At 57.9% G+C, this 24,860-nt stretch carries 24 protein-coding genes; 15 read left to right on the top strand and 9 right to left on the bottom strand.

Annotation, left to right across the window (positions count from 1 at the left end):
• Nucleotides 1-28: 28 nt before the first annotated feature.
• The 5 genes from BUB78_RS09385 to BUB78_RS09365 form a co-directional block, all read right to left on the bottom strand.
• Nucleotides 29-757 carry a DUF1194 domain-containing protein gene (locus tag BUB78_RS09385; RefSeq protein ID WP_073197406.1) on the bottom strand — a complete coding sequence of 243 codons (729 nt, stop codon included), beginning with the start codon at nt 755-757 and terminating at the stop codon, nt 29-31.
• Between the two features lie 5 nt (nt 758-762).
• Nucleotides 763-1,830 carry a heme-dependent oxidative N-demethylase family protein gene (locus BUB78_RS09380; protein WP_073197404.1) on the bottom strand — a complete coding sequence of 356 codons (1,068 nt, stop codon included), beginning with the start codon at nt 1,828-1,830 and terminating at the stop codon, nt 763-765.
• A 63-nt stretch (nt 1,831-1,893) separates the two neighbouring features.
• The gene (locus tag BUB78_RS09375) at nt 1,894-2,856 is read right to left on the bottom strand and encodes a PDR/VanB family oxidoreductase (RefSeq protein ID WP_073197402.1); all 963 of its coding nucleotides are present in this window, start codon (nt 2,854-2,856) and stop codon (nt 1,894-1,896) included.
• Nucleotides 2,853-3,449: a dimethylamine monooxygenase subunit DmmA family protein gene (locus BUB78_RS09370; protein ID WP_073197400.1), complete on the bottom strand. Its 597-nt coding sequence runs from the start codon at nt 3,447-3,449 to the stop codon at nt 2,853-2,855. The genes BUB78_RS09375 and BUB78_RS09370 overlap by 4 nt, the downstream gene beginning before the upstream one ends.
• 53 nt (nt 3,450-3,502) lie before the next feature.
• Nucleotides 3,503-4,651, bottom strand: coding sequence for an aminomethyl transferase family protein (locus BUB78_RS09365; protein ID WP_073197398.1), 1,149 nt, complete (start codon nt 4,649-4,651; stop codon nt 3,503-3,505).
• Between the two features lie 254 nt (nt 4,652-4,905).
• On the opposite strand from BUB78_RS09365, the gene BUB78_RS09360 reads away from it, so the two are divergent.
• Both BUB78_RS09360 and BUB78_RS09355 read left to right on the top strand, forming a co-directional pair.
• Nucleotides 4,906-6,270 carry an ammonium transporter gene (locus BUB78_RS09360; RefSeq protein ID WP_073197396.1) on the top strand — a complete coding sequence of 455 codons (1,365 nt, stop codon included), beginning with the start codon at nt 4,906-4,908 and terminating at the stop codon, nt 6,268-6,270.
• 18 nt (nt 6,271-6,288) lie between these two features.
• A complete protein-coding gene (locus tag BUB78_RS09355; protein WP_073197394.1) occupies nt 6,289-6,501 on the top strand; it encodes a hypothetical protein in 213 nt (70 codons plus the stop codon).
• 94 nt (nt 6,502-6,595) lie between these two features.
• On the opposite strand, the gene BUB78_RS09350 is transcribed toward BUB78_RS09355, so the two are convergent.
• A complete protein-coding gene (locus tag BUB78_RS09350; protein WP_342742314.1) occupies nt 6,596-7,678 on the bottom strand; it encodes a DMT family transporter in 1,083 nt (360 codons plus the stop codon).
• Between the two features lie 18 nt (nt 7,679-7,696).
• Here BUB78_RS09350 and BUB78_RS09345 point away from each other — a divergent pair, with 18 nt between their 5' ends.
• The 13 genes from BUB78_RS09345 to ade all read left to right on the top strand — a co-directional run bounded on the left by BUB78_RS09345 (nt 7,697) and on the right by ade (nt 23,668).
• Nucleotides 7,697-10,066: a trimethylamine N-oxide demethylase gene (locus tag BUB78_RS09345; RefSeq protein ID WP_073197392.1), complete on the top strand. Its 2,370-nt coding sequence runs from the start codon at nt 7,697-7,699 to the stop codon at nt 10,064-10,066.
• Nucleotides 10,063-10,428: a hypothetical protein gene (locus tag BUB78_RS09340; protein WP_073197390.1), complete on the top strand. Its 366-nt coding sequence runs from the start codon at nt 10,063-10,065 to the stop codon at nt 10,426-10,428. The genes BUB78_RS09345 and BUB78_RS09340 overlap by 4 nt, the downstream gene beginning before the upstream one ends.
• The gene (locus BUB78_RS09335; protein WP_073197387.1) at nt 10,425-10,835 is read left to right on the top strand and encodes a group II truncated hemoglobin; all 411 of its coding nucleotides are present in this window, start codon (nt 10,425-10,427) and stop codon (nt 10,833-10,835) included. Before BUB78_RS09340 ends, BUB78_RS09335 begins: the two co-directional genes overlap by 4 nt.
• Before the next feature lie 289 nt (nt 10,836-11,124).
• The gene (locus tag BUB78_RS09330) at nt 11,125-12,066 is read left to right on the top strand and encodes an ABC transporter substrate-binding protein (RefSeq protein WP_073197385.1); all 942 of its coding nucleotides are present in this window, start codon (nt 11,125-11,127) and stop codon (nt 12,064-12,066) included.
• A gap of 71 nt (nt 12,067-12,137) precedes the next feature.
• Nucleotides 12,138-13,160 (top strand): quaternary amine ABC transporter ATP-binding protein, encoded by a 1,023-nt coding sequence (locus tag BUB78_RS09325; RefSeq protein WP_073197383.1) that lies wholly within the window; start codon nt 12,138-12,140, stop codon nt 13,158-13,160.
• Nucleotides 13,157-15,133: an ABC transporter permease gene (locus BUB78_RS09320; protein WP_073197380.1), complete on the top strand. Its 1,977-nt coding sequence runs from the start codon at nt 13,157-13,159 to the stop codon at nt 15,131-15,133. The genes BUB78_RS09325 and BUB78_RS09320 overlap by 4 nt, the downstream gene beginning before the upstream one ends.
• Before the next feature lie 149 nt (nt 15,134-15,282).
• Entirely contained in the window at nt 15,283-15,756 is a 474-nt protein-coding gene (locus tag BUB78_RS09315) for a hypothetical protein (protein WP_245813429.1), read from the top strand.
• Nucleotides 15,757-15,848: 92 nt separating this feature from the next.
• On the top strand, nt 15,849-16,199 hold the full coding sequence (locus tag BUB78_RS09310; RefSeq protein ID WP_073197378.1) for a RidA family protein: 351 nt from the start codon (nt 15,849-15,851) through the stop codon (nt 16,197-16,199).
• A 155-nt stretch (nt 16,200-16,354) separates the two neighbouring features.
• Nucleotides 16,355-17,701 carry a 3-phosphoshikimate 1-carboxyvinyltransferase gene (aroA, locus tag BUB78_RS09305; RefSeq protein ID WP_073197375.1) on the top strand — a complete coding sequence of 449 codons (1,347 nt, stop codon included), beginning with the start codon at nt 16,355-16,357 and terminating at the stop codon, nt 17,699-17,701.
• A gap of 105 nt (nt 17,702-17,806) precedes the next feature.
• The gene (locus tag BUB78_RS09300) at nt 17,807-18,955 is read left to right on the top strand and encodes a CaiB/BaiF CoA transferase family protein (RefSeq protein WP_073197373.1); all 1,149 of its coding nucleotides are present in this window, start codon (nt 17,807-17,809) and stop codon (nt 18,953-18,955) included.
• Nucleotides 18,956-19,037: 82 nt separating this feature from the next.
• The gene (locus BUB78_RS09295) at nt 19,038-19,703 is read left to right on the top strand and encodes a hypothetical protein (RefSeq protein ID WP_245813428.1); all 666 of its coding nucleotides are present in this window, start codon (nt 19,038-19,040) and stop codon (nt 19,701-19,703) included.
• Between the two features lie 119 nt (nt 19,704-19,822).
• The gene (locus BUB78_RS09290; RefSeq protein WP_073197369.1) at nt 19,823-21,871 is read left to right on the top strand and encodes an ASKHA domain-containing protein; all 2,049 of its coding nucleotides are present in this window, start codon (nt 19,823-19,825) and stop codon (nt 21,869-21,871) included.
• Nucleotides 21,872-21,973: 102 nt separating this feature from the next.
• Nucleotides 21,974-23,668, top strand: a complete 1,695-nt coding sequence (ade, locus tag BUB78_RS09285) for an adenine deaminase (protein ID WP_073197367.1) — start codon at nt 21,974-21,976, stop codon at nt 23,666-23,668.
• Here the strand turns inward: ade and BUB78_RS09280 are convergent.
• The 3 genes from BUB78_RS09280 to BUB78_RS09270 all read right to left on the bottom strand — a co-directional run bounded on the left by BUB78_RS09280 (nt 23,665) and on the right by BUB78_RS09270 (nt 24,812).
• Nucleotides 23,665-23,901: an Lrp/AsnC ligand binding domain-containing protein gene (locus BUB78_RS09280; protein WP_073197365.1), complete on the bottom strand. Its 237-nt coding sequence runs from the start codon at nt 23,899-23,901 to the stop codon at nt 23,665-23,667. The two genes, ade and BUB78_RS09280, sit on opposite strands and share 4 nt — an antisense overlap.
• Before the next feature lie 72 nt (nt 23,902-23,973).
• Nucleotides 23,974-24,390 (bottom strand): L,D-transpeptidase, encoded by a 417-nt coding sequence (locus BUB78_RS09275; RefSeq protein ID WP_073197363.1) that lies wholly within the window; start codon nt 24,388-24,390, stop codon nt 23,974-23,976.
• Nucleotides 24,387-24,812 carry a tellurite resistance TerB family protein gene (locus tag BUB78_RS09270; protein WP_073197361.1) on the bottom strand — a complete coding sequence of 142 codons (426 nt, stop codon included), beginning with the start codon at nt 24,810-24,812 and terminating at the stop codon, nt 24,387-24,389. Before BUB78_RS09270 ends, BUB78_RS09275 begins: the two co-directional genes overlap by 4 nt.
• Between the last annotated feature and the right edge of the window lie 48 nt (nt 24,813-24,860).

Below are 24,860 nucleotides of genomic sequence, written 5' to 3'. Positions count from 1 at the left end.
AACCCCTCATCAGTCACACACAGCAAAGCTAGAAGTCAGCCCATCCAAGCACTGGCAAGGCCAGTTCCTTCATCAGCTTGCGGCGCATCGCGTTGGCATAATCCTCATACCCATTTGCCATCATTGCAAACGATCCCGGGCCGTGGATGACTTCACGTTCGTAATAGTCCAGCAATGCCTGTTTGGAATTGGCCCGAGGGGCATCTGATGGGTCACCTATAACCAGGGCATTCACGGTAATCCGCTCAAATTCTGGCAAGCGATATGCATCTGCTGGTGAGGGCCCGATATTGTTCTTGCCGTCGCCGGACACATCAATCGTGCTTTGCCAGCAATTGGTTTTGTCCTGCAACATCGTTGCCCCAACCGACAAAGCCGTGCCAAGTGCGGTTTTCAAACCGGCGCGTATTTTTCGATGCGACCGAATGCGCAGAATGGCGCGGTCCAAGGCAACATGGCTGTCCAAAGTGGTCCAGGGTTGGATGACATACCGGTGATTGCGCGAACTCCATTCAAACACAGCCAGTGACACTGCTGCGCCGGTTCCAGCTATGATCAACGCACGGACATCCGGATCATTCAGGGCCGCGGCTAATCCGTTGACCTGCTGAGCGTATTCTGCCGAATTAACAGATCCTGACACATCAAGCGCAAGAACCAAAGCAAGCCGACAGGGCTGTGCATGCGCCGATTGGCCCAGAGCGAGCAAGACCAGAAGAACACGCGCGCCTCGGATGAACTGCGTGACCCCCTGCATTTGCGCTATTTTTGCAGGGCAGGTTCAACATCCAGGTCAGGCCAGATTCCGGGCGATGTGGGCAAGCCATCATCAAATTTCGACAGGTAATCCAGCATCAACGGCCGATTGTCGATGAAACCTTTGTAGGTTGCCAGTTCATCGGGCAAATCCCGGATCACACGGTGAAGCCGACGCCCCCATTTGGGCACCGTCATCAGATCCTGAAAGCTGCAGAGGTAGCAGCGGATCGGAAACACCAGAGCGTTCGAGCGGGGCAGGCGGAAGAAGGTCTGCAATTCCACCCGCAAGTGTTGCTTTGCCCCGATGTTTTCAGGCGTCAGCGTCGTTTTTTGGATGCCCCATTTGTGATAGTTCTCCGGCGAGGTATCAAGCAGCGGATTGACCGTCATCGTCCAGTTGAGGCGCCGCGCGGGCGACCCTTGCTGGATGTTCAAAAGAAACTTGAGCGCCCGCACGAAGATACCCTTTTCATGGGCCAGCGGCACCGGGGCGTGCCATTCAAAGAAATTCATACCGATGTCGAAATCAAGCGACCAGTCGGCCTGGGTCGTCACCATGCCTGCGTCCATCCACAGGTTGTCATCGCGCTGGTCCAGCACGGCAAAGTCGCCCTGTGCCTGCCGTGTGATGTATTCCATCGGGCCATAGGGCAAGGTGGCCTCGTCAAGAAATGTGAAGCTGTGATCAATACCCAGGGGTTTATTGATCCACCGCCATGCGTTGCCGTCGCGATGCAACTCAAACAGGTCTGGATAATCCTCGGACTTGCTGACCATGATCAATTCAAGCAGGTCCCAGCCCGCCAATGTCATATGCGGCAATGATTGGCATCGCAGCGGATCATCTGCCAGAACCAGCGCGCGGTCTTTCATCTCGGAGACATAGTGTTCGTCGACATCGAACCGCTTTTCAAAGACCGATCCGTCTGGCCCGCCGCGATGTTGCTCCATGTTCACCGAATACATGTAGCTGTCTTCGTGGAACGGAAATGGAAACCGTTTGATGGCCCATTCCGAGTTATGAAAGGAGTAGTCATCGCGGAAGGTTTCGTCGTTGAATTGAATGGTCATGTATTTCTCTCCTGTCGCCTCAAAAATCCGAAAACCAGAGGCCACCTATCGCGGTATGGCGCGTTAGCGGTCCAATACCAGAGTTTTTCCTTCAAAGCGGCTGACGCAGGGCATGATCTTTTCGCCGCTGGCATGTTCGGCGTCGTCCAGCCAGTGATCGCGGTGGATGAAGTTTCCCGCGTAATCAATTACCCGCGTCTCGCATTGCCCGCAGGCGCCACCACGGCACAGATAGGGCGCGTCGACGCCCTCACGTTCCATAGCTTCCAGCAGACTTTCCTGTTCGCCGACCTGGATCACCTTGTTTGAAATGGCCAGCTTGACCTCAAATGGCTTGCCCGGTTTGGGTGCAAGGAATTCTTCATAGTGGATCGCTTCGCGTGGCCAGCCTTCGGCCTTGGCGGTGTTGCGCACCCAGTCGATCATGCCCTTTGGCCCGCAGACATAGACATGCGTTCCCAGCGGTTGGCCATCCAGAAGGTTGACCAGGTCAATGGCTTGCTTTTGATCGTCGTAGTAGATGTGGGTCTCATTCGGGTGGTGCGCGCTTAGCTCATCTGCATAAGAGCCAAGGTCTTTTGAGCGGCAGGCATAGTGCAGCTCCCAACGGCAGTTGAACCGTTCAAGCTGCTTGATCTGTGCCATGAACGGCGTGATCCCGATGCCGCCGGCAAGAAAAAGATGCTTTTTCGCGCGCAAATCAAGGCTGAAGAGGTTCACGGGGTATGAGATCACCATCTCATCGCCGACAGCCACCTTATTGTGCATGAACAGCGAGCCACCGCGCCCCTCGTCGTCGCGGCGCACCGAAATGCAATAGGCTGTCTGATCCATCGGATCAGACATCAGCGAGTAAGGGTTCATTCGGGTGATATCTCCGTCGCGCATTTCCACGACGGTATGTGCCCCGCCTGAAAACGTCGGCAGCAGGCCGCCATCCGTCCGCCTGAATTCAAACCGCGTGACAAGCTCGTTCAGCGGTACAATATCCGTGACAGTGACGGCAATCTTATCAGCCCCGCTCATTCGTAAATCCCCTTGGGTTCGGGCACGTTGCCCGGATCTTCGGCGTCGATGCACACGGCCTGATACGCGGCCAGACGGCGCGAATAGTGATCGCGTACAAAGAGGTTCAATCCGCAATGCGAACAGACAAACGGATCGGTTTCGACGTCTTCGGTGATCCCCTTGCAGTGTACGCATTGCATGCGGCGCGCCACACTCCCGCGATGTTCGGTCTGAATAGCGGTGTGCGGGATGCCCGCAGCCATCGCCGCGCTCTGAGCTTGCCCGATGAGGCCTTCGGTGCCGGCCAGATAGACCTGTAGGCCCATCTTTGCATCGGCCAGAAATTTGTGCAGGCGCGGTTGCGCCGCGGCATAGGATGGACCCGCATAAAACGAAGCCGGTTTCAACGCGCGAAGCCTGTCTTCGAAATCTTCGCCTTTCGGGATATAGATAATATGCGCTTTGGCCATCATTTCTGGCGTGGCGACATCAAGAATCGCCTCTGCACCCTCCGCGTCGGCAATCATAAGGTGAGCCGACCCTTCGCGGGGTTCAAGTGTGCCGTAAACGGGTCGGCTTGTGATACTTTTTGGAAAGGTAAACTTCGACATTTCAGTCCCTTGGAATGGAAGAGGGCGCGGTGGCTTTCCCGCGCCCGCAGGTCTCAGCCTTTGGCGGTGCGGATCGATTTGTCCTTGTCGTAGAATGGCATCTCTTCGGCCGTCGCGGCAAGTTCTGTTCCATCAAGTTGCACAACAGACAGTTTTGTGCCGGGCTTGGCCGCATCAGGTGCGATGCGTGCGATCGCAACGCTATAGCCGTTCAACTCGGATGACAGGCCATAGGTGATCACACCAATGTCCTTGCCGTCCCGCATCACGCGCGCGCCCATATCCATCTGTGCCATGCTGTCGCTCAGCTGAATGCCATAGATCTTGAACCGCTCCTTGCCTTCCATCGCATAGTGGTTCTCGGCTCCGACAAATCCGGTCTTGCCCGGGGATACGGTGAAGTCCAGACCAAGCTCCCACAGGGTGTCACCGCATGGTTCATCGTCGAACGGGAAGGTTTCAGAGTTGTCGCCGGGATAGAACAGCAGATAGCTTTCAATCCGCAGCATATCGAGGGTGCTGAACTGCACAGGACGCACGCCCATGTCTTTCCCTGCCTCCAGGATGTTGTCCCAGAGATGGGTTGCATCCTTGGCGCGGCAGAAAATTTCATAGCCCCGCTCGCCGGTGTATCCGGTACGCGAGATCATGACGTCGCGACCGTAAAGGCGGGTTTGCATCAGTCCGAAATAGGCCAGGTCACGGATGCCCGGAATTTCCTTGGCCAGCAGGTCAACGGCAACCGGCCCCTGCAAGGACATGTCGTGCAAGTCATCGTCAAACAGAATTTCACAATTCTTGCCAGCAGCCACACTTGCCAGTTGCTCCATTCCTATGCCGGTCCCGTGAACCACGAGCCAGGAATTGACGGCAATGTGATAGATGATGCAGTCGTCGACGAACTTGCCGTCGGCGTTGAGGATCGAGGCATAGGTCGAGCGGCCCGGTGCAATCTTTTCAACATTGCGGGTTGTGACGCGGTCAATGACATAAGCCGCGTCGGCACCGACAACATGCACCTTCTTGAGGCCGGAGACATCCATCAGGCCGGCCTTGGTGCGAACCGCCTCGTAATCTGCCTTGGCGCGTTCGGGGGTATGGTCATAAAACCATGCCGTGCCCATTCCGTTCCAGTCTTCCAACTCGCCGCCAATTTCTGCGTGCCGATGCGCTAACGCGGAATGTCTCCAAAGAATGGCCATGTGTTTCTCCTGTGTTTCCGACTCTGTTCTCTTGCCGGGTATTCAGCCTCAGGTCGCCACAAAAAGCAACAAATCAGTGCAACTTTTTTTCCTCACAGGTAAATATTTCTGTTCAAAACGTCATCGATAGCCTGAGTTGCGTATTAAATTTGCGTCAAAGTCGTTGACAGATGATCTTCCTCCGCAGCATTCTACATGAAAAAATTATTAATAAGAGGCAACAAGTGCCTCGAACAACGAAGGGAGAGTATGCTGTGGACGGAAACCTAAATGCACTAACGACAGTGTTTACCGAGTTCTACTATTGGGTGACGGTTGTTTTCATGTTTTTGATCCATGTTGGATTTTGCATGTATGAAGTCGGCGCCAGCCGCGCACGCAATCACATGCACACCTTGATGAAAAACGTCATGATCATCCCATTGGTTACGGTTACGTTCTTCTTCTTTGGCTGGTGGATCTATTGGGCATTCCCCAATTTCTACATTTTCGGCGGATCAATCGATTTTGATGCTGGTGCCGCAAACACCCCCTGGTCACCGAATATGGCCACCAACCTCGAAGACCGGATCACAGGTGTCTTCTGGGCAGCCTTCCTTTTGTTTTCATGGACGGCGGCGTCAATCGTGTCCGGCTCGGTCATCGAACGGATACGGTCTTCGGCGCTATGGGTTCACGCGGTTCTGATTGGTTCAGTATTCTGGATCATTGACGCGGCATGGGGTTGGCACTGGGATGGCTGGATGGTCAAGGTTCTGGGGTATCACGATGCCTATGCGTCGGGCGTGATCCACGCAATCGCGGGTGGGTATGCTCTGGGTGTGATCATGGTGCTTGGTCCACGGATCGGCAAGTTTGCCTCTGATGGAACCCCGCGCGATATCCCTCCGCATAATCCGTGGATGCTCACGATTGGTATCTTCCTGATCTATACGGGCTTCTGGGGTTTTTATGCGGCGTGTAACGTCCCGATCATTTCACCCGAAGTGATTGACGGCCAGATTGTCGGAACAACATGGACCGCGACCAATATCTATCTGGCGCCAACCACCCTGTCGGCCATCACCTTTAACTTCCTGATGTCACTCTCCGGTGGCCTGATGGCGGCTTATGTGGTGTCCAAAGGCGATGCGTTCTGGACCTTCTCGGGCGGTCTTGCCGGGATCATCACGGCCTCGGCCGGCAATGACCTTTATCATCCGGTTCAGGCGATGATCGTTGGCGCCGTCGGCGTCGTCATTGTTTATAAATTGCACTACTGGGTTGAGCGAAAGTTCAAACTGGACGATGCAGTTGGTGCTGTGGCGGTTCATGGGTACTCCGGCGTTGTTGGTTTGATCATCGCCGGCTTTGTGCTTTGGGGCGCACCAAGTTCGCCCTATGAAGGCTATGCAACGGTCAACCCGCTGGGTCAGGCAATCGGTGCCTTCATCATGTTCTTTGTTCTGGGCTTTGCGCCGGGTTGGGCCGTGTCCAAGATTCAATCTGCCATGGGCGTGTTGCGCATCCCCGAAGAGGTGGAACTGCAAGGCCTCGATTACGCCGAGCACCATGCCTATGAGGATGCCAAATCCGAGATCATCGCGGCTGATAAAGCTGCGCTGGCCCAGAAAACCTGAACAAAGGAGTAAGCAGATATGTCGATTGGTTATGATAGCTGGGCGGTTGATCTGGCTGAAGTTGGCCCGGTTTACCCGATGCAAGGCTGGGAGATCCCGATGGTTATCGTGGGGGTTATCTTCTGGATAGGGTGGCACCGCATTCAGTTTGTCCGCGAAGGCGAGCATCTGGAGAAGGCCAAAAAGATTGGGGATGCCGAAAAGGTCGCCAAGACTCTTGAACGATACTAGGGTCCTATTCCCTTAAACGACAGAAGGGGGCGGCTCAGGCCGCCTCCTTCGCATTTTAGATGGCTGCAGTGTGCGACACGTGCTTGCCTGCGGACTAAAGCGCCAGATATCCAACGCCTGCGAATGCAATAAGGCAGCCTGCCCATTGTGCCGTGTTCATGCGCTCTTTCAAGAAAGCCCAGGCCAGCAAGATCGTCAGCAGCCCGAAAAGAGACGACGAGACAGCCGCGTATTTGGCGTCAGGCAGTCGCCCTGCGGACAGGACACATAGCAATGCAATGCCATCGGCTATCCCCATGGCGACAAGCCAGGGCAAGGCACGTTTGCCCGGCCAGAAAGGGTGTTTGAGCATCAGCAGAATCCCAACAACCAGCCCCAAAGCCATCAGTCGCGACACAAGAGTGCTTGGCATTTCGTGGCTTATTTCGGCGGCTTTCTGACCAAGGGCGAAGGTGCCTGCGAACCCAATGGCAGCTATGACGGCATAAAGGATGGTCGGGCCTTTGGGCGGGCTTTCGTCGGTGCTGGTATCTGACAGCGCTGCAACGATGGCGACGCCTGTGACGACTGAACCCACTGCGGCCCATTGAAACAGGCTGATTGGCGTGCCCTGAGACGCGGCCCAACTAACCGATAAAATCGGGTAGCCTGCAATAAGCGGGGCGACAAGCCGCACCGGTCCGCGCTGGAAAGCGTGGTACAATCCGTATGTCGCGACCACAAAGAAGACGCCCGCACCGAGGGCAAAAGACACGGCTCGTATCGGTAGCATCACGAGTGTGCCTGTTGTGATCGTCAATCCGGCGTGAAGCACGAGACCCGTCAGCAGGACGGTGAAGATACAAGCGCTAATGGGAGATCTTTGGCTGAGAAAGCGCGCGCAAATATCGTGAAATCCCCAACACAGGGCTGCGACCAGGCCGAGGGTAAGCGAGCTCACGGTTCCTTCCGAAACAGGCGAATCATGAGCGTTGAAAATGAGATAAAAATAAAAACCACTCCAAAAATTCCCCGCAATCTGCCGATAAAGGCAGGGCAAAACCCGATTGCCGATCCTCCAAACGGGACCCAGAAAGCAAAATTCATCTGATGGGTGTTCATTATGTCCGAATTCGTTTGCTGTACGGGTCTGGCGCTGTATTCTTACGGTTAAACAATTATTCCAATCATGCAACATGCATCTGGGAGGAACAAAGTGCTTGATAGCTATCCTACGGTTCGACCGGGTCCGCCAAAGCCCAGTTCGATCATCAAACCCTCGGTCTTTTCGCTGCCCCGCGGCACCGAACGCTATGTTGTCGAAGGGCAGGGCGCCGTGCTCATCGCAGTTGATGCGGGGGATCGACTGACCGTCACGAATGACGAAGGTGGCCAGCGCTGCGAGATCGTGGCGAGCGATGACAAAGGCGGGATCGATGCCGGTATTATTGGCGCAACTGCCAATGGTGACGCGCGCGGGCTTAAGGCGCTTTTGACATCGCAGGACAGATCGCTGCGCGGTCTGCGCATGGGCCTTGAGGCGCGCGGCATTGATCTTGCCTCGGCGCCGGCCGTGCATCTTTTCGAGGGTACGACGCCTGCCAAAACGAGCGCCGAATTTACTGTGTCCCGCAAAGGTGCCGTCATCATTGCCGCCCCCGCCGCAGCGATGGATCTTGAGCGACAGGACACAGCATCGCCGCTGACTGTGATGATCAGGCGGGCGGTATTTAATCCGCAGATCCGTTTCGAACTGCCCGATCCTCTGGCCGAGCCGGTTGCCGATATCCGGGTGCATAGTCAAACGGCTGAAGCTTATTTTGTGAAAGCCGGAGACTACATCCAGATTCTGGATGTGGACGGGCGCCAATGCACGGATTTTGAGTGTTTCTCGGCGCGCAAGCTGGATAAGGGTATCGAACATGCCCTCGACGTAACAACGACCCGCACTCTGATGGGGCACGCCTATCCCATGCCGGGATTGCATGCAAAATACTACGATCAGGAAATGGTCCCGCTTGTAGAGGTTGTGCAGGACACCTGCGGGCGACATGACGCCTTTGCGTTGGCGTGCAGCGCGAAATACTATGATGACATTGGCTATCCGGGGCATGTGAATTGCTCGGACAACTTCAACCACGCGCTGGCAGAGTACAATGTGTCCGGGCGTCCGGGCTGGATGGCAATCAACTTCTTCTTCAACACATTCCTTGATGATCACGGGGTGATGTATGCCGACGAGCCCTGGAGCCGCCCGGGCGATTATGTCTTGTTGCGCGCCTTGACCGACATCGTCTGCGTCTCAAGCGCCTGTCCCGATGACACTACCGCAGCGAATGGTTGGAACCCGACCGATATTCACGTCCGTACCTACAGCGGCAAGGAAACGTTTCAGCGCGCCATTGCGATCCGCGCAACCCCAGATTCAGAGGCAAAAATGACGAAGCAAACCGGTTTCCACGATAGCTTTGCAAAACACACCCGGAATTTCATCGAGTATAACGGCTATTGGCTGGCAAATTGTTTTGCAACCGCAGGCCCAATCGCTGAATACCACGCTTGCCGGGAAAAATGTGTGATCCTTGACCTGTCACCTCTGCGCAAGTTCGAGATTACAGGCCCCGATGCAGAGGCGCTGTGCCAATACGCCTTTACGCGCAACATGAAAACCCTGCCGGTTGGCGGCGTAGTCTATACAGCGATGTGCTATGAGCATGGCGGCATGATCGACGATGGCACGGTGTTCCGCCTTGGCAAAGACAACTTCCGTTGGATCGGTGGGTCGGATTATGGCGGAGAATGGCTGCGCGAACTGGCGGATAAGAATGGCCTGAAGGCTCTTGTGCGCTCGTCAACTGATCAGCTGCACAATGTCGCGGTGCAAGGCCCCGAAAGCCGCGATTTGTTGCGCAAACTCGTATGGACCGCGCCGCATAACCCCGAGTTTGATCAGCTTGGCTGGTTCCGCTTTACCCCCGCGCGTCTGCGCAACGAAGCGGGCACGCCGTTTGTGGTGAGCCGGACAGGGTATACTGGCGAGCTTGGCTATGAAGTCATGTGTCACCCCAAGGATTGCGCCGAAATCTTTGATGCCATCTGGGAGGCGGGGCAGGAGCATGGGCTGACGCCGATGGGATTGGAGGCGCTTGATATGGTCCGAATCGAGGCGGGTTTGATTTTCGCCGGCTATGATTTCTCTGACCAGACGGACCCGTTTGAAGCGGGGATCGGTTTCACCTGCCCGCTCAAGTCGAAAACGGATGATTTTGTCGGGCGCGATGCCCTGATTCGACGCAAGGAACATCCGATGAGAAAGCTCGTCGGGCTGGAAATTGACGGCAATGTCGATGTGGCGCATGGCGATTGTATTCACATCGGACGCGCGCAGATTGGCGAAGTCACCTCTTCGATGCGCTCGCCCTTGTTGAAAAAGAACATCGCGCTTGCGCGGATTGATGTGGCCCATGCCGATGTCGGGACCGAAGTGGAAATTGGCAAACTTGATGGCCATCAAATGCGTCTGCCTGCCAGGGTGGCCGAGAACCTCGCGGCTTATGACCCCATGAAAGAACGCCCACGCTCATGATCCGCTTTGCCTTGATATTTGCTCTTCTGGCAGGGTCGACTGAGGCACAGTCGGTCAAGCTCCGTGGCGCCGAGATCGAGATTCTTTTGTCAGGCAATACCGCGGTGGGTGTTTGGGACGGTATCGGATACCGGCAATACTTCGGCACAGACGGCATCACGATTTTCGCGCAGGATAACGCAAGGTCAGCGCGTGGGGACTGGCGGGTCGAAGGCGAGGAATATCAAAGCCGATGGCCCGGTAACACTGAGTGGAAGGGCTGGTTTGTCATGGAATATGGCGGGCAATGGTTCTGGGTCAGTAAATCAACCCCTCCCACGCCTTTCGAGGTGCGCGATGGCAATCATTTGGTTGCCCAATGAGCGCGCTTGATGACTTTGGCGGAGAGGCCCGGCTGCGCGAGCTTGTCGAGGCATTCTATGACCTGATTGAAACTTTGCCAGAGGGGTCAAATCTGCGCAGGCTTCATGCCCGTGGTCACGGTGTGGCCCACGCCAGGGTGGAACAGTTCAATTTCTTGTCGGGGTTTATGGGGGGGCGTGCCTATTACAAGGAAAAGCATGGACACATGGATGTGAAGCTGATGCACGCCCATGTCCCCATTCGTAAGGCCGATGCGGAAAACTGGCTGTTTTGCATGAACAAGGCTCTCGATGATGAAGGCCACAAGGGCCCACATATCGACAAGCTTCGCATGGTTTTTACGAGAGTCGCGACCATTTTGATCAATAACGTGCCCGACTGGGAAGACGATCTCAGACGGCCCTGATATCTGTCACATCTGCGATCTCTTGATCCCTAAAATGAGCGGCGAATTAAATGAACGGCGAAAAAGATGGACAGACAACCCTGGTCGGACATTTACGTCCAGTATGGGGATGGAACGGTTAAAATTTAGGCCTTCGTAAGAAAAAAATTTGATCCCCAGGAAAATTGTGCGACACTCTGTCCAGCCGCAAACAGCGGTCCATGGAATCGCTGAGTTTGGATTCAAACGCCGGTCTTGAAGGAGGGGAAACACCGCCTGAGGCCAAGAGTGAACAACAGGGAGATAAAAAATGAAAAAAATTTCAACAACTTTGACAGTCGGAGTGCTTGCGATGGCCCCCTTGGCCGCACTCGCCGCGGACAGTAGCGATCCGATCGTGATACCGGTCCACAACTGGTCAAGCCAAATTGTGATGTCCAACGTCGTCGGGCAATTGCTTGAGGAGAATGGCAACTACGTTGAATACGTCACAACCGACAGCCAGGCGGTTTACGAATCCGTCCGTCTGGGCGACGTGACCCTGGAAATGGAAGTCTGGGAAGGCGCATTTGGCGCATCGTTCAATGCCGCAATGGAAAAAGGCGGGATCGTCGATGTTGGCGACCACGACGCCGTGACGCGCGAAGACTGGTGGTATCCGATGTGGACCAAGGAGGCCTGTCCTGGCCTGCCTGATTGGAAAGCGCTCAATGACTGCGCCGCCGTGTTTGCAACGGCTGAAACGGGCGACAAGGGCCGTTATCTGGACGGCCCGGTTGACTGGCTCAAGCATGGTCAGGAACGTGTGGCGGCGCTCGACATGGATTTTGTGGTGGTGAACGCAGGCTCGGCGGCCGCGCTTTGGGCCGAGATCGGTGCGGCGGAAGCAGACAAGAAACCAATCGTTGTGTTTAACTGGACGCCCAATTTTGCCGAGGCTGTTTGGCCCGGCGAATTCGTGGAATTCCCGGAGTGGGTTGAGGGCTGTGACAAAGATCCATCCATCGGCCCCAATCCAGACGCTCTTTATGACTGTGGCAATCCAGCGAACGGCTATCTGAAAAAAGCCGCTTGGGATGGCATGGCCGACAAATGGCCAAGCGCCTATTCCGTGCTTGAAAAAATCAGCTTCACCAACCCTCAGATCGCTGAAATGGCCAAGTTCGTCGACATTGACGAGATGGAGCCGGCAGAAGCTGCTGAAGCATGGCTGGAAGCCAACAAAGACGTTTGGGCCACCTGGCTCAACTAAGCTCATCTTCGGATGTTTGACCAAACCCCGTCCGGCCCGCCGGGCGGGGGAATTCATCTGAAAGGATTGCCATGCCAGCCGATACGCCCGTTATTTCGTGTAAGAATGTCTGGAAGATTTTCGGCCCTGATCCCAAGGGGTTCCTGAAATCCATGCCCGCCGGGATGACTTTTGATGAGATCCGCGCCGCTGGATACATCGCTGGCGTAAAAGACGTGTCCATTGATGTCCACAAAGGCGAGATGCTGGTGATAATGGGCCTGTCCGGCTCGGGAAAATCCACTCTGGTAAGGTGTTTCTCGCGGCTGCACGACATCACCGGCGGGACAATTTCCGTCGAAGGGCAGGACATCATGTCCTTGGCAGAAAAGGATTTGATTGAATTGCGCAGGTCCAAAATGGGCATGGTGTTTCAATCCTTTGGCTTGTTGCCGCATCGCAGTGTTCTGGAAAACATAGCCTTTCCGCTAGAAATGCGTGGCCAGGACAAGCACACCCGGCGCGAACGTGCGCTTGAGGTTGTGAAACTTGTCGGCCTTGAAGGCCGCGAAGATTATTTCCCGCGCGAACTTTCCGGGGGCCAGCAACAGCGTGTCGGCATCGCCCGCAGTCTCGCGATTGAACCGGATATCTGGTTCCTGGATGAGCCATTCAGCGCGCTGGATCCGTTGATCCGCAAGGAAATGCAAAACGAATTTTTGCGTCTCCAGAAATTGCTCAACAAGACGATTGTTTTCATCACACACGACTTTGACGAGGCGCTTCGCCTTGCCGATCGTATTGCCATCATGAAGGACGGCGCCGTCGAGCAATGCGACACGCCCGACCGGATCGTGCAGCATCCAGCGACGGATTATGTCCGTAAATTCACCGAAGACGTCGACAAAGCCCGCGTTGTCCACGCGGGCGTTCTGGCACTGGCGAACGAAACCGGCGAAGGCACCCCCGTTGATGCTTCGGCAACCGTGCACGACATGGCCCGCATGCTGGTAAACGATGCGCGCGATATGATCCCGGTAATGCAGAACGAAATCATCATCGGTGCCATGCCACGCAAGGACGCCCTTGATATCTTGCTCGGGTCAGAGACATGAGCGCCGAAGCGACAACTTTGCCAACCGAGCGCCGTTCCTTTAGAAACGGTCAAAATGCGGCGGCTCTCGTTGGTATCGCCATCGTCCTGACGGCTCTGCAGTATTCCGGCCTACTTCCGGGCTGGCTGCATCGGCTGCCCGAAGCTGTGATCCCGAATTTCGCCCAATGGCTGGACGCCGCTTTCACGTTCATCAAGGATGATCTCGGGCTTCTGGCGCTCACCCGATTTTTGACAGAAGGCCTTGAATGGTTGCTGGACGTTTCCGGTAACCTTTTCTTTGGCAAACGCCGTTTCCCGAATCTTGGACCGATCCCTTGGACTGCGCTGGCTGCTGTGATCGCCGTGATCGGTTATTATCTCGGTGGCTGGAAATTGGCGCTTTTAGGCGGCGGCACAATGGTCTGGACGGCCCTGATCGGGCAATGGAAAATTACGATGCAAACCGTGTCGGTGCTGGCAATCGCGGCGCCGCTTGCCTTTGTCATCGGCTTGTCCCTCGGTATCGCCGCATGGAAATATGCCTGGGTCGACCGGGTGGTCAAACCTGTTTTGTCTGTGCTGCAGACACTCCCTTTCTTTACGTATCTTTTGCCGGCAGTGATCTTCTTTAAGGTGGGCCCAACGGCAGGAGCGGTCGCGACGACCATCTATGCCATACCCCCGATGATTTTGATGACCTCCCTCGGTCTCAAAAAGGTGTCGCCCGAAGTCGTCGAGGCCGGCAAGATGAGCGGCTGCACCAGATTCCAGATGCTGCGTCACGTCTATATCCCTTCGGCCCGAACCGAGATTCTTGTCGGGGTTAATCAGGTAATCATGCTTTGCCTTGCGATGGTCGTTCTGACGGCCTTCATCGGGATGCCCGGGTTGGGTGCGAAACTGTTGGCGATGATGGGCAGCTTCAAGCTGGGGCGTTCGTTCGAGATCGGCGTGACGATCGTGTTGCTTGCTGTGATGCTTGATCGAATGTCAAAGGCCTGGGTTGTCAAACAGCCCGAGCATTTTGAACGCGGAACGCCCTTTTGGAGGCGGCACCAGATGCTGATTGTTGGCGCCTCCCTTTTCGGGGGGCTTACGTTGATTTCAATGGTAGTCCCTCTTTTTGCCGAAATTGGGCGGGGCCAGGACTTTAGCCAGGGCAAGGAACTCGACACCTTGATCAAGGCGTTCCTCAACATTGAGTGGGTGAAAGCAACGACTGGGTTTCTGCGCGCTTTCCTGAATGTGCAGGTGCTGATCCCGTTCCGAAATTTCATGCTGTCTATTCCGACGCCTGCATTCATCCTTCTGGTAGCCGCTTTCGCGGCGGCACTGGCGGGGCGCAGAGAAGCGATTTACGCTGTCGTCTTCTTTTCGTTTGTCGCGCTTTCGGGATGGTGGGATCGGGCGATCATCACACTTTACTCGGTTGTTTCGGCTGTAACGCTTGCGGCGTTGATCGGTCTGCCGATCGGGATCATCGCGGCCCGAAAAGAGAAATGGGCAACCCGCATTCTGCTGGTCTGTGATACGGCGCAGACATTCCCCAGCTTTGTTTACCTTATCCCTGCAATCATGTTGTTTGGGATCACTGACGTTGCTGTGATTTTCTCGATCCTGATCTTTGCGATGGTGCCGCTTATTCGCTATACGATTGAGGGGCTTCGCTCGGTCCCTGAGGAAATGACCGAGGCTTCGGATATGGCCGGCGCCACCCGCATTCAAAAGCTCTGGAATGTGCAATTGCCGCTTGCCTTGCCGACAATGGCAGTTGGGTTCAACCAGGCAATCATGTTTGCCTTTTTCATGGTAATCATTGCCGCGTTCATCGGCACGCAAGATCTTGGGCAGGAATTGCAGCGCACTCTGGCCGGAACTGATCTTGGTAAAAACTTCGTTCTGGGGATTTGTGTATCCTTGATGGCGCTGACCTTCGATATGACGATCATGAAGTGGGCGCATAACAAGAAACGACTTCTTGGCCTTGCCTAGGGCCGCCGAGGGCGGTGCCAAAGGGTCACCCGGCTGGATCACGAGATGCGCGAATGAAGCACTCTCTCGCCAAGCTGTGATTTGCTTGTATCGCGTGGCCTCGATAGGGCTGAGGGCAGCATAGCGCAGATATCAAGAGAGTGATCGTCGTGGACCCAAAGGCCATTTTATCGCCGCAAGACAAACTGGACGCGCTTGCCCTGCTTATCCTTCGGCTTGGGCTGGCGTGGTTCATTTTTCTCTGGGCGGCGCATAAGATCATCACGCCCAAGCAATACCAGAACCTTGCGCGGCATTTTGACGGTGTCGATGTCAGCCTGACGCAGGTTCATGTAGGCGGCGGGGTTCAGATCGCGCTGTGCTTGTTGGTGGCATTTGGCGTGCTGCGGTATTTCTCTTACGCAAGCCTGCTGATCATGCACCTGTTCACGGTGCTGCGCCGCTGGGAAGGGTTCTTTGATCCCTTCGCGATCAATGACCGCGGCTTTCCCATCAATCGCAACCAGGTGATTGACCTCGCGGTGCTTGGCGCCTTCATTGCCTTGCTGCTGCTGATCCGGCGGGATCACTTCAGCATCGGCGGCTGGATGGCGCGCCACGACCGCCCGCGGTGGTGGAACTAGCGCAATAGCGCGGCCTTGCGTCGTTTTCCTGTGGCGCGGGCCGGGTGGCCTGCCTAGAAAGGGCAAAGCACACCAACCGAAAGGACCGCCCCATGAGCGATATCACCCGCCACCACACCGGCGACCGCATGAGCCAGATCGTCACCCACAACGGCACCGTCTACCTTGCCGGACAGGTCGGCACCGCTGGCGACAATGTGGTCGATCAGACCAGGACCTGCCTTGAAAAGATCGATGCCCTTCTGGCCGAGGCCGGATCCGACAAGACCCGCATCCTGCAGGCGGTTGTCTGGCTGGCGGATATGGCTGATTTCGCCGAGATGAATTCGGTCTGGGATGCCTGGGTTGCCCCCGGCCACGCCCCCGCCCGCGCCTGTGGCGAGGCCAAGCTGGCCACCCCCGACTACAAGGTTGAATTCATCATCATCGCCGCGCAGGCCTGAGCCTACGGGGGGGGGCGTAACTTTCATCGTTCCCTAAATACTCCCGCCGGAGGCATCCCTTCGGCGGGCCGAAACCGCGGCGCTCACGGGTCATGGACGCCGGGCCGTGATTGCGCTATCAGGCGCTTAACCCAACGTTTCCAAGAGGCACACCCATGTTTGGCCACGCCACCCCCATTCGTATGACATCGCACAAATCCGGGCCGTTAAGCGGTCAGGCGGATGTGCCCGGTGACAAATCCATCTCGCACCGCTCGCTTATCCTTGGCGCTCTGGCGGTCGGCGAAACCGTGATCACGGGTCTGCTGGAAGGCGAGGATGTGCTCGACACGGCCCGCGCGATGCGCGCCTTTGGTGCCGAAGTCACCCGCGACGAGGCCGGAACATGGCATGTGCACGGCGTTGGTGTCGGCGGGTTCTGCGAACCTGAAAATGTGATTGATTGCGGCAATTCCGGCACCGGCGTGCGCCTGATTATGGGCGCGATGGCGACCTGTCCGATCACGGCCACCTTTACCGGCGATGCCAGCCTCAACAAACGCCCGATGGCGCGGGTCACCGATCCGCTGGCGCTGTTCGGCGCGCAGGCGGTCGGGCGCACGGGCGGGCGGCTTCCGATGACGATTGTCGGCGCGGCCAATCCGGTGCCGGTGCGCTATACCGTGCCGGTGCCCTCGGCGCAGGTAAAATCGGCTGTGCTTTTTGCGGGTCTCAATGCGCCGGGCCAGACGGTGGTGATCGAACAGGAGGCAACCCGCGACCACACAGAGCGGATGCTGGCCGGGTTCGGGGCCGAGATCGTCACGCAAGAGACGGACGAAGGTCGCGTCATCACCCTGACCGGCCAGCCCGAATTGATCCCCCAGACCATCGTGGTGCCGCGCGACCCAAGCTCGGCGGCCTTTCCGGTCTGTGCGGCGATCATCACGCCCGGCTCGGATGTGCTTGTGCCCAATATCGGCCTTAACCCGACGCGCGCGGGCCTCTTTACCACGCTGCGCGAGATGGGGGCTGACCTTAGCTATGAAAACCCCCGCGAAGAGGGCGGCGAGCCCGTCGCCGATCTGCGCGCGCGCTTTTCGCCCGACCTCAAGGGCATCGAGGTGCCGCCCGCGCGGGCGGCCTCGATGATCGACGAATACCCGGTCCTGTCGGTTGTGGCCGGCTTTGCCCAAGGCAAGACCGTGATGCTCGGCGTCAAGGAATTGCGCGTCAAGGAAAGCGACCGGATCGAGGCGATGGCCGCAGGCCTGCGCGCGGGCGGCGTTGAGGTTGAGGATGGTCCCGATTGGTGGATTGTCACCGGCCTTGGCCACGGCAATGTGCCCGGCGGCCAGACCTGCGCCAGCCATCTTGACCACCGGATTGCCATGTCGTTCATGGTGATGGGCATGGCCACGCAAAGCCCTGTCAGCGTCGATGACGCCGGCCCGATCGCCACCTCGTTCCCGATCTTCGAGGATCTGATGGCCGGGCTTGGGGCCGATATCCGCCGCGATTGAGCGGGGCGAGGTCAGGCCGCCTTCGGCGAGAGTATTTTTGCCAAGAAGAAGATGAGGGGTCTGCGAGATTGATCCCTGTCAGCGATCGTTGAAGGAGAGCCGCCGATGAGCGCACCGTTGCAGGATTTGATCGTGTTGGATCTGACCCATGTTCTTGCCGGGCCATTCGCGTCCATGACCCTCGCCGACCTGGGGGCGCAGGTGATCAAGGTCGAGCGGCCCGAAACTGGCGATGACACCCGCAGCTTTCCGCCCTTCAAGGGTGGCCAGAGTGCCTATTTTGCTGCCATCAATCATGGCAAGCAGTCGATTGCGCTTGATCTGAAAGCCGAAGGAGATCGCGCGATTTTTGACCAGCTTCTGGCGCGCGCCGATATTGTGCTCGAGAATTACCGCCCCGGCGTGATGGAAAAGCTCGGGCTTGGCTGGGAGGCGCTGCATGAGCGGTTCCCGCGTTTGATTTATGGCGCGGTCAGCGGGTTTGGACATACCGGCCCGGATGCGCTGCGCCCGGCCTATGACATGGTCGTGCAGGCGCGTGGCGGTGTGATGTCGATCACCGGCGAGAAGGATCGTGATCCGGTGCGCGTGGGCGCCTCTATCGGGGATATCGTGGCGGGCATGTTCCTGGCGCAGGGTGTGCTGGCGGCAGTGATTGATCGCGCCAATACCGGTCTTGGGCGCAAGGTGGATGTGGCGATGCTTGACAGCCAGCTTGCCATCCTGGAGCACGCGATTGCGCTGACCACGGTCACCGGCACGCCGCCTGTGCCATCGGGCGCGCGGCATCCGTCGATCACCCCGTTTGAAACCTTTCACGCCGCCGACGGTCTGTTCGTGATCGCGGCCGGCAATGACGCGCTTTTTGCCCGGTTGTGCGAGGTTCTCGGCCTGCCTTTGGCGGATGATCCGCGCTTTGCCACCAATCCGGCGCGCTGTGACAACAACCGTCTTTTGAAGCGCTTGATCGAGGCGGTCACTCTGGGAGAGCCAAAGGCGTATTGGATAGCGACCCTGGAGGCGGCGGGCGTGCCGACTGGGCCGATCCAGAACCTGACCGAGGTGTTGCAGGACCCGCAGATCCTCGCGCGCAACATGGTCGTTGACGTGTTGGATCACGCTGGAAAACCGGCCTTCGTGACTGCCGGAAATCCGATCAAGATCAGCGGCTTGAATGATCCCAAGACTCGCGCACCGGCGCCCGAGCTGGATGGCGATCGGCAGGCGGTTCTCGATTGGTTGAAAAGACCGTGATCGCCTTGTGATTTACTTGGTCAAGCCGGGGCAATGCGCCTAGAGTTGGGTCATGGATGAACACCCCCCTTCCCGAAAAGTGATGCCTGAGCCTCCCCCGGTCAAACTGGGCCTCATGCGCACGCTTGTGCGCCTGCTTGTGGTTGTTGTGGTGGTGATCGCATTGCATGAGGTGTTTAACCGCGCAGAGGCATGGATTTCGGCAAGTCAGTATAGCTGGGCGATGCCAGGCCTCACGCTTGCAGTGTTGTTTCTCTATGCGCTGATGATTGCCATTCCCTTTGTGCCAGGGGTCGAGATCGGCCTTTCGGTTCTGGCGCTCAGCGGGCCGAGCGTGGCGCCGATGGTGTGGATAGCCACCACTCTTGGCCTTTCGCTTGCCTATATGGCGGGGTGCAAGGTGCCTTATCGGTGGTTGCACCGGGTGTTTCTGGATCTGCATTTGACTGGGGCTTGTCGGTTGCTCAAGCGGTTCGAGGATCTGCCGCCCAAGGGGCGGGTGGTTTTCCTGCAATCGCAGCTGCCGACGCGGTTTGGCCCTTATGTGCTTCGGTTTCGCTATCTGGGGCTTGCGATATTGATCAATATTCCGGGCAATTCAGTGATTGGCGGCGGCGGCGGGATTGCGCTTTTGGCGGGCGTGTCTGGGCTTTTCCGGGTGCCAGCCACTGTTCTGACGATCGCGCTTGCAACGGCGCCGGTGCCGCTGGCGATCTGGCTTTTTGGCTGGGAAATTCCATGGCGTTAGGCGCCGGGGGCATGGGATGCCGCCAAGGGGATATTTTCTGACGGTTGCGGGCTGTTCGCGGCGCGCGAATGGCTTATGTTCAGGCCGCATGACGCAGGCCAATGAACAGGATTCTCCAAATGTCGAATGATCCCCTTGTCGTTTTTACCCCCTCGGGCAAGCGCGGGCGGTTCCCAAAGGGAACGCCGGTCTTGACGGCAGCGCGGCAATTGGGCGTTGACCTTGATTCTGTCTGCGGCGGGCGCGGGATTTGTTCGAAATGCCAGATCACGCCGGGCTATGGCGAGTTTTCCAAGCATGGCGTGACGGTGCAGGATGGGGCGCTGTCGGACTGGAACAGTGTCGAGCAGCGGTATCAGGACAAGCGTGGCCTCAAGGCCGGTCGTCGCCTTGGCTGTCAGGCACAGATCATGGGCGATGTGGTGATCGACGTGCCGCCCGAAAGCCAGGTTCACAAACAGGTGGTACGCAAAGCCGCCTCGGCCCGGGTGATCGAGATGGACCCGGCAACCAAGCTATACTTCGTCGAGGTCGACGAGGCCGATATGCACGAGCCGACCGGCGATCTGGAACGGCTGGCGCGGGCGCTGCGCGAGCAATGGGAAATCCCCGAAATTCACGCCGACCTTAGCCTGCTGTCCAAGCTTCAGCCGGTGCTGCGCAAGGGCAAGTATCAGGTGACAGTGGCGCTTCACAAATCGCACAATGACACATCGGCGCGGGTGCTTGAGATATGGCCGGGCCTGCATGAAGGCGGGCTTTATGGGCTTGCCATCGATCTTGGCTCGACCACGGTTGCGGCGCATCTGACCAATCTTGAAACCGGCGAAGTGGTGGCAAGTTCGGGCATCATGAACCCGCAGATCCGCTTTGGCGAAGACCTGATGAGCCGGGTCAGCTATGCGATGATGAACCCCGGCGGCGACAAGGAAATGACCGCCTCGGTGCGCGATGCGCTGAACACCTTGGCCGAGGAAATCGCCAGGGAGGCGGGTATTGCCCCGGCGTTGATCGTCGAGACGGTGTTCGTCTGCAATCCCGTCATGCACCACCTTTTGCTTGGGATTGATCCGGTCGAACTTGGACAGGCGCCGTTTGCTCTTGCGACATCGGGCAGCCTGTCGATGGATGCCAGAGAGCTTGATCTTGGCGTGATCAATCCGCGTGCGCGGGTCTATATCCTGCCGTGTATTGCGGGGCATGTGGGGGCCGATGCCGCCGCCGTGGCGCTGAGCGAAGAGCCCGGCAAATCCGAGGATCTGGTGCTTATTGTCGATGTGGGCACCAATGCCGAGATCCTGCTTGGCGACAAGACACGCGTGCTGGCCTGTTCTTCGCCCACCGGCCCGGCGTTCGAGGGCGCGCAGATTTCAAGCGGACAGCGCGCCGCCCCCGGCGCGATTGACGCCATCCGGATTGATCCGGTCACCAAGGAGCCGCGGTTTCGCGTGATCGGAAGCGATCTTTGGTCAGACGAAGACGGCTTTGATTCGGCCACCGAGGGTAGCGGCATTACCGGCATTTGTGGCTCTGGCATCATCGAAGCGGTGGCGGAGTTGCGCATGGCCGGCTTGCTCGACGAAAGCGGGCTTATCGGTTCGGCCGAGGCGGCAGGCACGGACCGGATGATCGCCGAGGGCCGCACCCATGCCTATCTTATCTGTGACGCCACCGATCAGGGCGGGCCGCGCATCACCGTGACCCAAGGCGATATCCGCGCCATTCAGCTTGCGAAATCGGCGCTTTATGCCGGCGCGCGCCTGTTGATGGATGAACGCGGGGTCGACAAGGTCGATCGCGTCGTGCTGGCCGGGGCGTTTGGCGCTCATATCAGCAGCAAACATGCGATGGTTCTTGGCATGATCCCCGATGTGCCGCTGGACAAGGTCACCAGTGCGGGCAATGCGGCGGGCACCGGGGCGCGGATCGCGCTTTGCAATGTCGCCGCGCGCGCCGAGATCGAGCGGGTGGTCGGGGAGATCACCAAGGTCGAAACCGCGATCGAGCCGAAGTTTCAGGAGCATTTCGTGGCCGCCAATGCGATCCCGCACAAGACCGATCCGTTCCCGGAGTTGGCCAAGATCGTCACCCTGCCGAACCCGAGTTTCAACACGCGTGGCGAGGATGGCGAGGGCGACGGCGGACGGCGCAGGCGGCGGCGCTCGTAAGGGGCACCGGCGCTCGCCAGCCCTGACGGGCTGTCTCGCTTTGGGGTTGTGGCGGTGACGGTGCTGCGCGACACTTGACGCGAGACAGACGGAGGGCGACCCATGGCAGAGCTGGAAGCGCGGATTGCACAGGGGCGGGGCGATGCCCCGGCCGATCTTGTGTTGCGCGGGGGCACGGTGTTTGACCTTGTGACCGGCGCGATGATCCCCGGCGATGTGGCGATATGCGGTGATACCATCGTGGGCATCGGCGCGGTTTACGAGGGGCGCGAGGTGCTGGATGTGACTGGCATGACCTTGGTGCCCGGCTTTATCGACACCCATCTGCATATCGAAAGCTCGCTTGTCACGCCGTTTGAATTTGACCGCTGTGTCACGCCCCACGGGGTGACCACCGCGATCTGTGATCCGCATGAAATTGCCAATGTCATCGGCCTTGACGGCATCCGCTATTTTCAAGAGGCCAGCACCCGCACGGTGATGGATATCCGGGTGCAATTGTCGTCTTGTGTGCCCTCGACCGACATGGAAACGGCGGGCGCCGAGATTGACGCAGGGGCCCTTGCTGAGGTGATGGGGCATCCTTCGGGCATCGGGCTTGCCGAGTTCATGAATTACCCCGGCGTCATTCATCGTGATCCCGGAGCGATGGCCAAGCTGGCGCTGTTTGAGGGCGGTCATATCGACGGGCATTGCCCGCAACTCTCTGGTCGTGACCTGAATGCCTATTGTGCGGCGGGTATCCGCACCGAGCATGAGGCAACCACCGCCGAGGAGGCGCGAGAGAAGCTTCAGAAAGGCATGCGCGTGCTGATCCGCGAGGGATCGGTGAGCAAGGACCTGATCGCGCTTCAGCCGGTTTTGACAGATACTACAGCGCCTTACATGTGCCTGTGTACCGATGACCGCAACCCGCTTGATATCGCGGAAGAAGGCCACCTTGATCACATGATCCGAACCCTGATCGCACGCGGCACGCCGGTTCTGGCGGCTTACCGCGCGGCGTCTTTGTCGGGGGCCGAGGCGTTCGGCCTTAAGGATCGCGGCGTGATCGCGCCCGGCAAACGCGCCGATATCGTTGCGGTCAAATCGCTTGAGGCCTGCGATGTGCAACTTGTGCTCTGCGCCGGGCAACTGGCCGATCCGGCGGCCTTTGAGGCGCGCGCCACGCTGGCCCCGGTGGCGCGCGGGTCGGTCAAGGCCGCCAAGGTGAGCGCAGAGGATTTTCGTAGCGCGGGCAACCGCGAGGAAACCCATGTCATCGGCATTATCGAAGGCAAGATCATCACCGAACACCTGAATGAGGACATCGCGATCAAGGACGGTGACAAGCGCCCCGATGTCGCGCGTGATCTGGCGCGGATCGCGGTGATCGAGCGGCATGGCAAGAACGGCAATATCGCCACCGGCTTTGTGCGCGGCTTTGGTATCAGGGCGGGGGCGATTGCCTCGACCGTCTGTCACGATCACCACAATATCGCCTGCGTCGGCGTCGATTACGGTGATATGGCGCGCGCCGCCAACCGCCTTGGCGAGATCGAAGGCGGGTTTGTCGTGGTCCGCGATGGCGAGGTTCTGGCCGAACTGGCCCTGCCGGTGGCGGGGCTGATGAGCCTTGAGAGCTTTGAGGTGGTGCGAGACCGTCTGATTGACCTGCGCGCGGCGGCCAAATCGCTTGGGGTCGGTTTGCAGGAACCGTTCTTGCAACTGGCGTTCCTGGCCTTGCCGGTCATTCCGGCGCTCAAGATCACCGATCGGGGGCTGGTCGATGTGACCCGCTTTGAGATAATAAGCTAGAACGCCTTGAAGGTCAGGGTGGTCTCGGTCCGCTCGATCCCGTCGATATCAAGCAGGTTCTCATTGATGTAATGCCCGACATCCGCGTTTTCCGGGATATAGAGCTTGAGCAACAAATCAAACGGCCCGCTGATCGAATAAAGCTCGGAATGGATCTCGCGCAGGGCGATCTCTTCGGCAACGCGATAGGACGTGCCGGGCTTGCAGCGGATATTCACGAAGACACAGCGCATCTGAAAACCTCTTTTGGTGTATTGGCATAGTTAACCACCGAATGCCCCGAAAGGGAAACCGGGAAATGCGCCTTAATCCTCGATCCGGATCACGGTGTTCGCGCGGCCATGTTCAAGCACCATGTCAAACAGCGTTCTGGCACTCTCGGGGTGCAGGCGCACACAACCGGCAGAGGCCGGGGTGCCAAGGCGGTCGATCTGGGTGGTGCCATGGATGGCGTAATTGCCGTTGAAAAAGATCGACCACGGCATCGGCGCGTTTTTGTAGAGCGTTGAATAATGCATGCGCTTCATCGATTGCACGCCATAGGTGCCGATGGGCGTGCATTTGCCCGCCCGCGCGGTCGAGACCGGCCAGACATATTGCGGCTGATCATCAAGCGAGACGGTCATTTCCTGATCCGAAAGATCAATGCGCACATCAACCCTGTCGGCCCATGCGGCGAGCGGCAGCAGAGCAACGGCAAGCGTAGCGAGCGCGCGGATCATAAGGTCATATGACGTGCCCGTGCACCGCGCTCGATGGCGGCGGCATGAAGCCGGTCGATGTTGAGCTCATAGCGCAGCTCTTCCAGAAGCCGCAGCTCGCGTTCATTGAGGTTGCCATCCGCCGCACCCACGTCACAGGCCAGAGCATAGGCCGTTTCGTTAAGCCGTTCCGGCAAATCCGAGCGGATGAGACCAAACAGCGCATCAAGCCCGTCTTCGACGCTAAAGAGGTCGAACACGGTCCGTGAGACCACGCCAACCCGGTCCATATCGTAATCCGCAAAAATCGGCAGATTGTTGACGGCGCTTTCGATTTTTACCAATTCGGCGGTGCGGATGTCTTCATCAGAGGCCGAAACGGCAATCATGACGGCCACAAGGCAATCTTGCGGGGTAAGAGAATGTTCGATCTGCTCGGTCATTGGGTGGCCTTTCAGGCTTGCGCTGTTGCGGTGCAGAATATTGACTGT

Origin of the sequence: Roseovarius marisflavi (genome assembly GCF_900142625.1) — a bacterium.
In the GTDB taxonomy this organism is placed as follows: Bacteria; Pseudomonadota; Alphaproteobacteria; order Rhodobacterales; family Rhodobacteraceae; genus Roseovarius; species Roseovarius marisflavi.
The sequence above is the reverse complement of the archived record's forward strand: the minus strand, read 5'-3'. Positions and strand labels throughout refer to the sequence as shown.

What these genes read in the sequence shown, in the direction of transcription:
- BUB78_RS09385 (WP_073197406.1), bottom strand. Translation starts at nt 757, where the DNA reads ATGCAGGGGGTCACGCAGTTCATCCGAGGCGCGCGTGTTCTTCTGGTC.
- BUB78_RS09380 (WP_073197404.1), bottom strand. Translation starts at nt 1,830, where the DNA reads ATGACCATTCAATTCAACGACGAAACCTTCCGCGATGACTACTCCTTT.
- BUB78_RS09375 (WP_073197402.1), bottom strand. Translation starts at nt 2,856, where the DNA reads ATGAGCGGGGCTGATAAGATTGCCGTCACTGTCACGGATATTGTACCG.
- BUB78_RS09370 (WP_073197400.1), bottom strand. Translation starts at nt 3,449, where the DNA reads ATGTCGAAGTTTACCTTTCCAAAAAGTATCACAAGCCGACCCGTTTAC.
- BUB78_RS09365 (WP_073197398.1), bottom strand. Translation starts at nt 4,651, where the DNA reads ATGGCCATTCTTTGGAGACATTCCGCGTTAGCGCATCGGCACGCAGAA.
- BUB78_RS09355 (WP_073197394.1), top strand. Translation starts at nt 6,289, where the DNA reads ATGTCGATTGGTTATGATAGCTGGGCGGTTGATCTGGCTGAAGTTGGC.
- BUB78_RS09350 (WP_342742314.1), bottom strand. Translation starts at nt 7,678, where the DNA reads ATGTTGCATGATTGGAATAATTGTTTAACCGTAAGAATACAGCGCCAG.
- BUB78_RS09340 (WP_073197390.1), top strand. Translation starts at nt 10,063, where the DNA reads ATGATCCGCTTTGCCTTGATATTTGCTCTTCTGGCAGGGTCGACTGAG.
- BUB78_RS09335 (WP_073197387.1), top strand. Translation starts at nt 10,425, where the DNA reads ATGAGCGCGCTTGATGACTTTGGCGGAGAGGCCCGGCTGCGCGAGCTT.
- BUB78_RS09330 (WP_073197385.1), top strand. Translation starts at nt 11,125, where the DNA reads ATGAAAAAAATTTCAACAACTTTGACAGTCGGAGTGCTTGCGATGGCC.
- BUB78_RS09325 (WP_073197383.1), top strand. Translation starts at nt 12,138, where the DNA reads ATGCCAGCCGATACGCCCGTTATTTCGTGTAAGAATGTCTGGAAGATT.
- BUB78_RS09320 (WP_073197380.1), top strand. Translation starts at nt 13,157, where the DNA reads ATGAGCGCCGAAGCGACAACTTTGCCAACCGAGCGCCGTTCCTTTAGA.
- BUB78_RS09310 (WP_073197378.1), top strand. Translation starts at nt 15,849, where the DNA reads ATGAGCGATATCACCCGCCACCACACCGGCGACCGCATGAGCCAGATC.
- aroA (WP_073197375.1), top strand. Translation starts at nt 16,355, where the DNA reads ATGTTTGGCCACGCCACCCCCATTCGTATGACATCGCACAAATCCGGG.
- BUB78_RS09300 (WP_073197373.1), top strand. Translation starts at nt 17,807, where the DNA reads ATGAGCGCACCGTTGCAGGATTTGATCGTGTTGGATCTGACCCATGTT.
- BUB78_RS09295 (WP_245813428.1), top strand. Translation starts at nt 19,038, where the DNA reads ATGCCTGAGCCTCCCCCGGTCAAACTGGGCCTCATGCGCACGCTTGTG.
- BUB78_RS09290 (WP_073197369.1), top strand. Translation starts at nt 19,823, where the DNA reads ATGTCGAATGATCCCCTTGTCGTTTTTACCCCCTCGGGCAAGCGCGGG.
- ade (WP_073197367.1), top strand. Translation starts at nt 21,974, where the DNA reads ATGGCAGAGCTGGAAGCGCGGATTGCACAGGGGCGGGGCGATGCCCCG.
- BUB78_RS09280 (WP_073197365.1), bottom strand. Translation starts at nt 23,901, where the DNA reads ATGCGCTGTGTCTTCGTGAATATCCGCTGCAAGCCCGGCACGTCCTAT.
- BUB78_RS09275 (WP_073197363.1), bottom strand. Translation starts at nt 24,390, where the DNA reads ATGATCCGCGCGCTCGCTACGCTTGCCGTTGCTCTGCTGCCGCTCGCC.
- BUB78_RS09270 (WP_073197361.1), bottom strand. Translation starts at nt 24,812, where the DNA reads ATGACCGAGCAGATCGAACATTCTCTTACCCCGCAAGATTGCCTTGTG.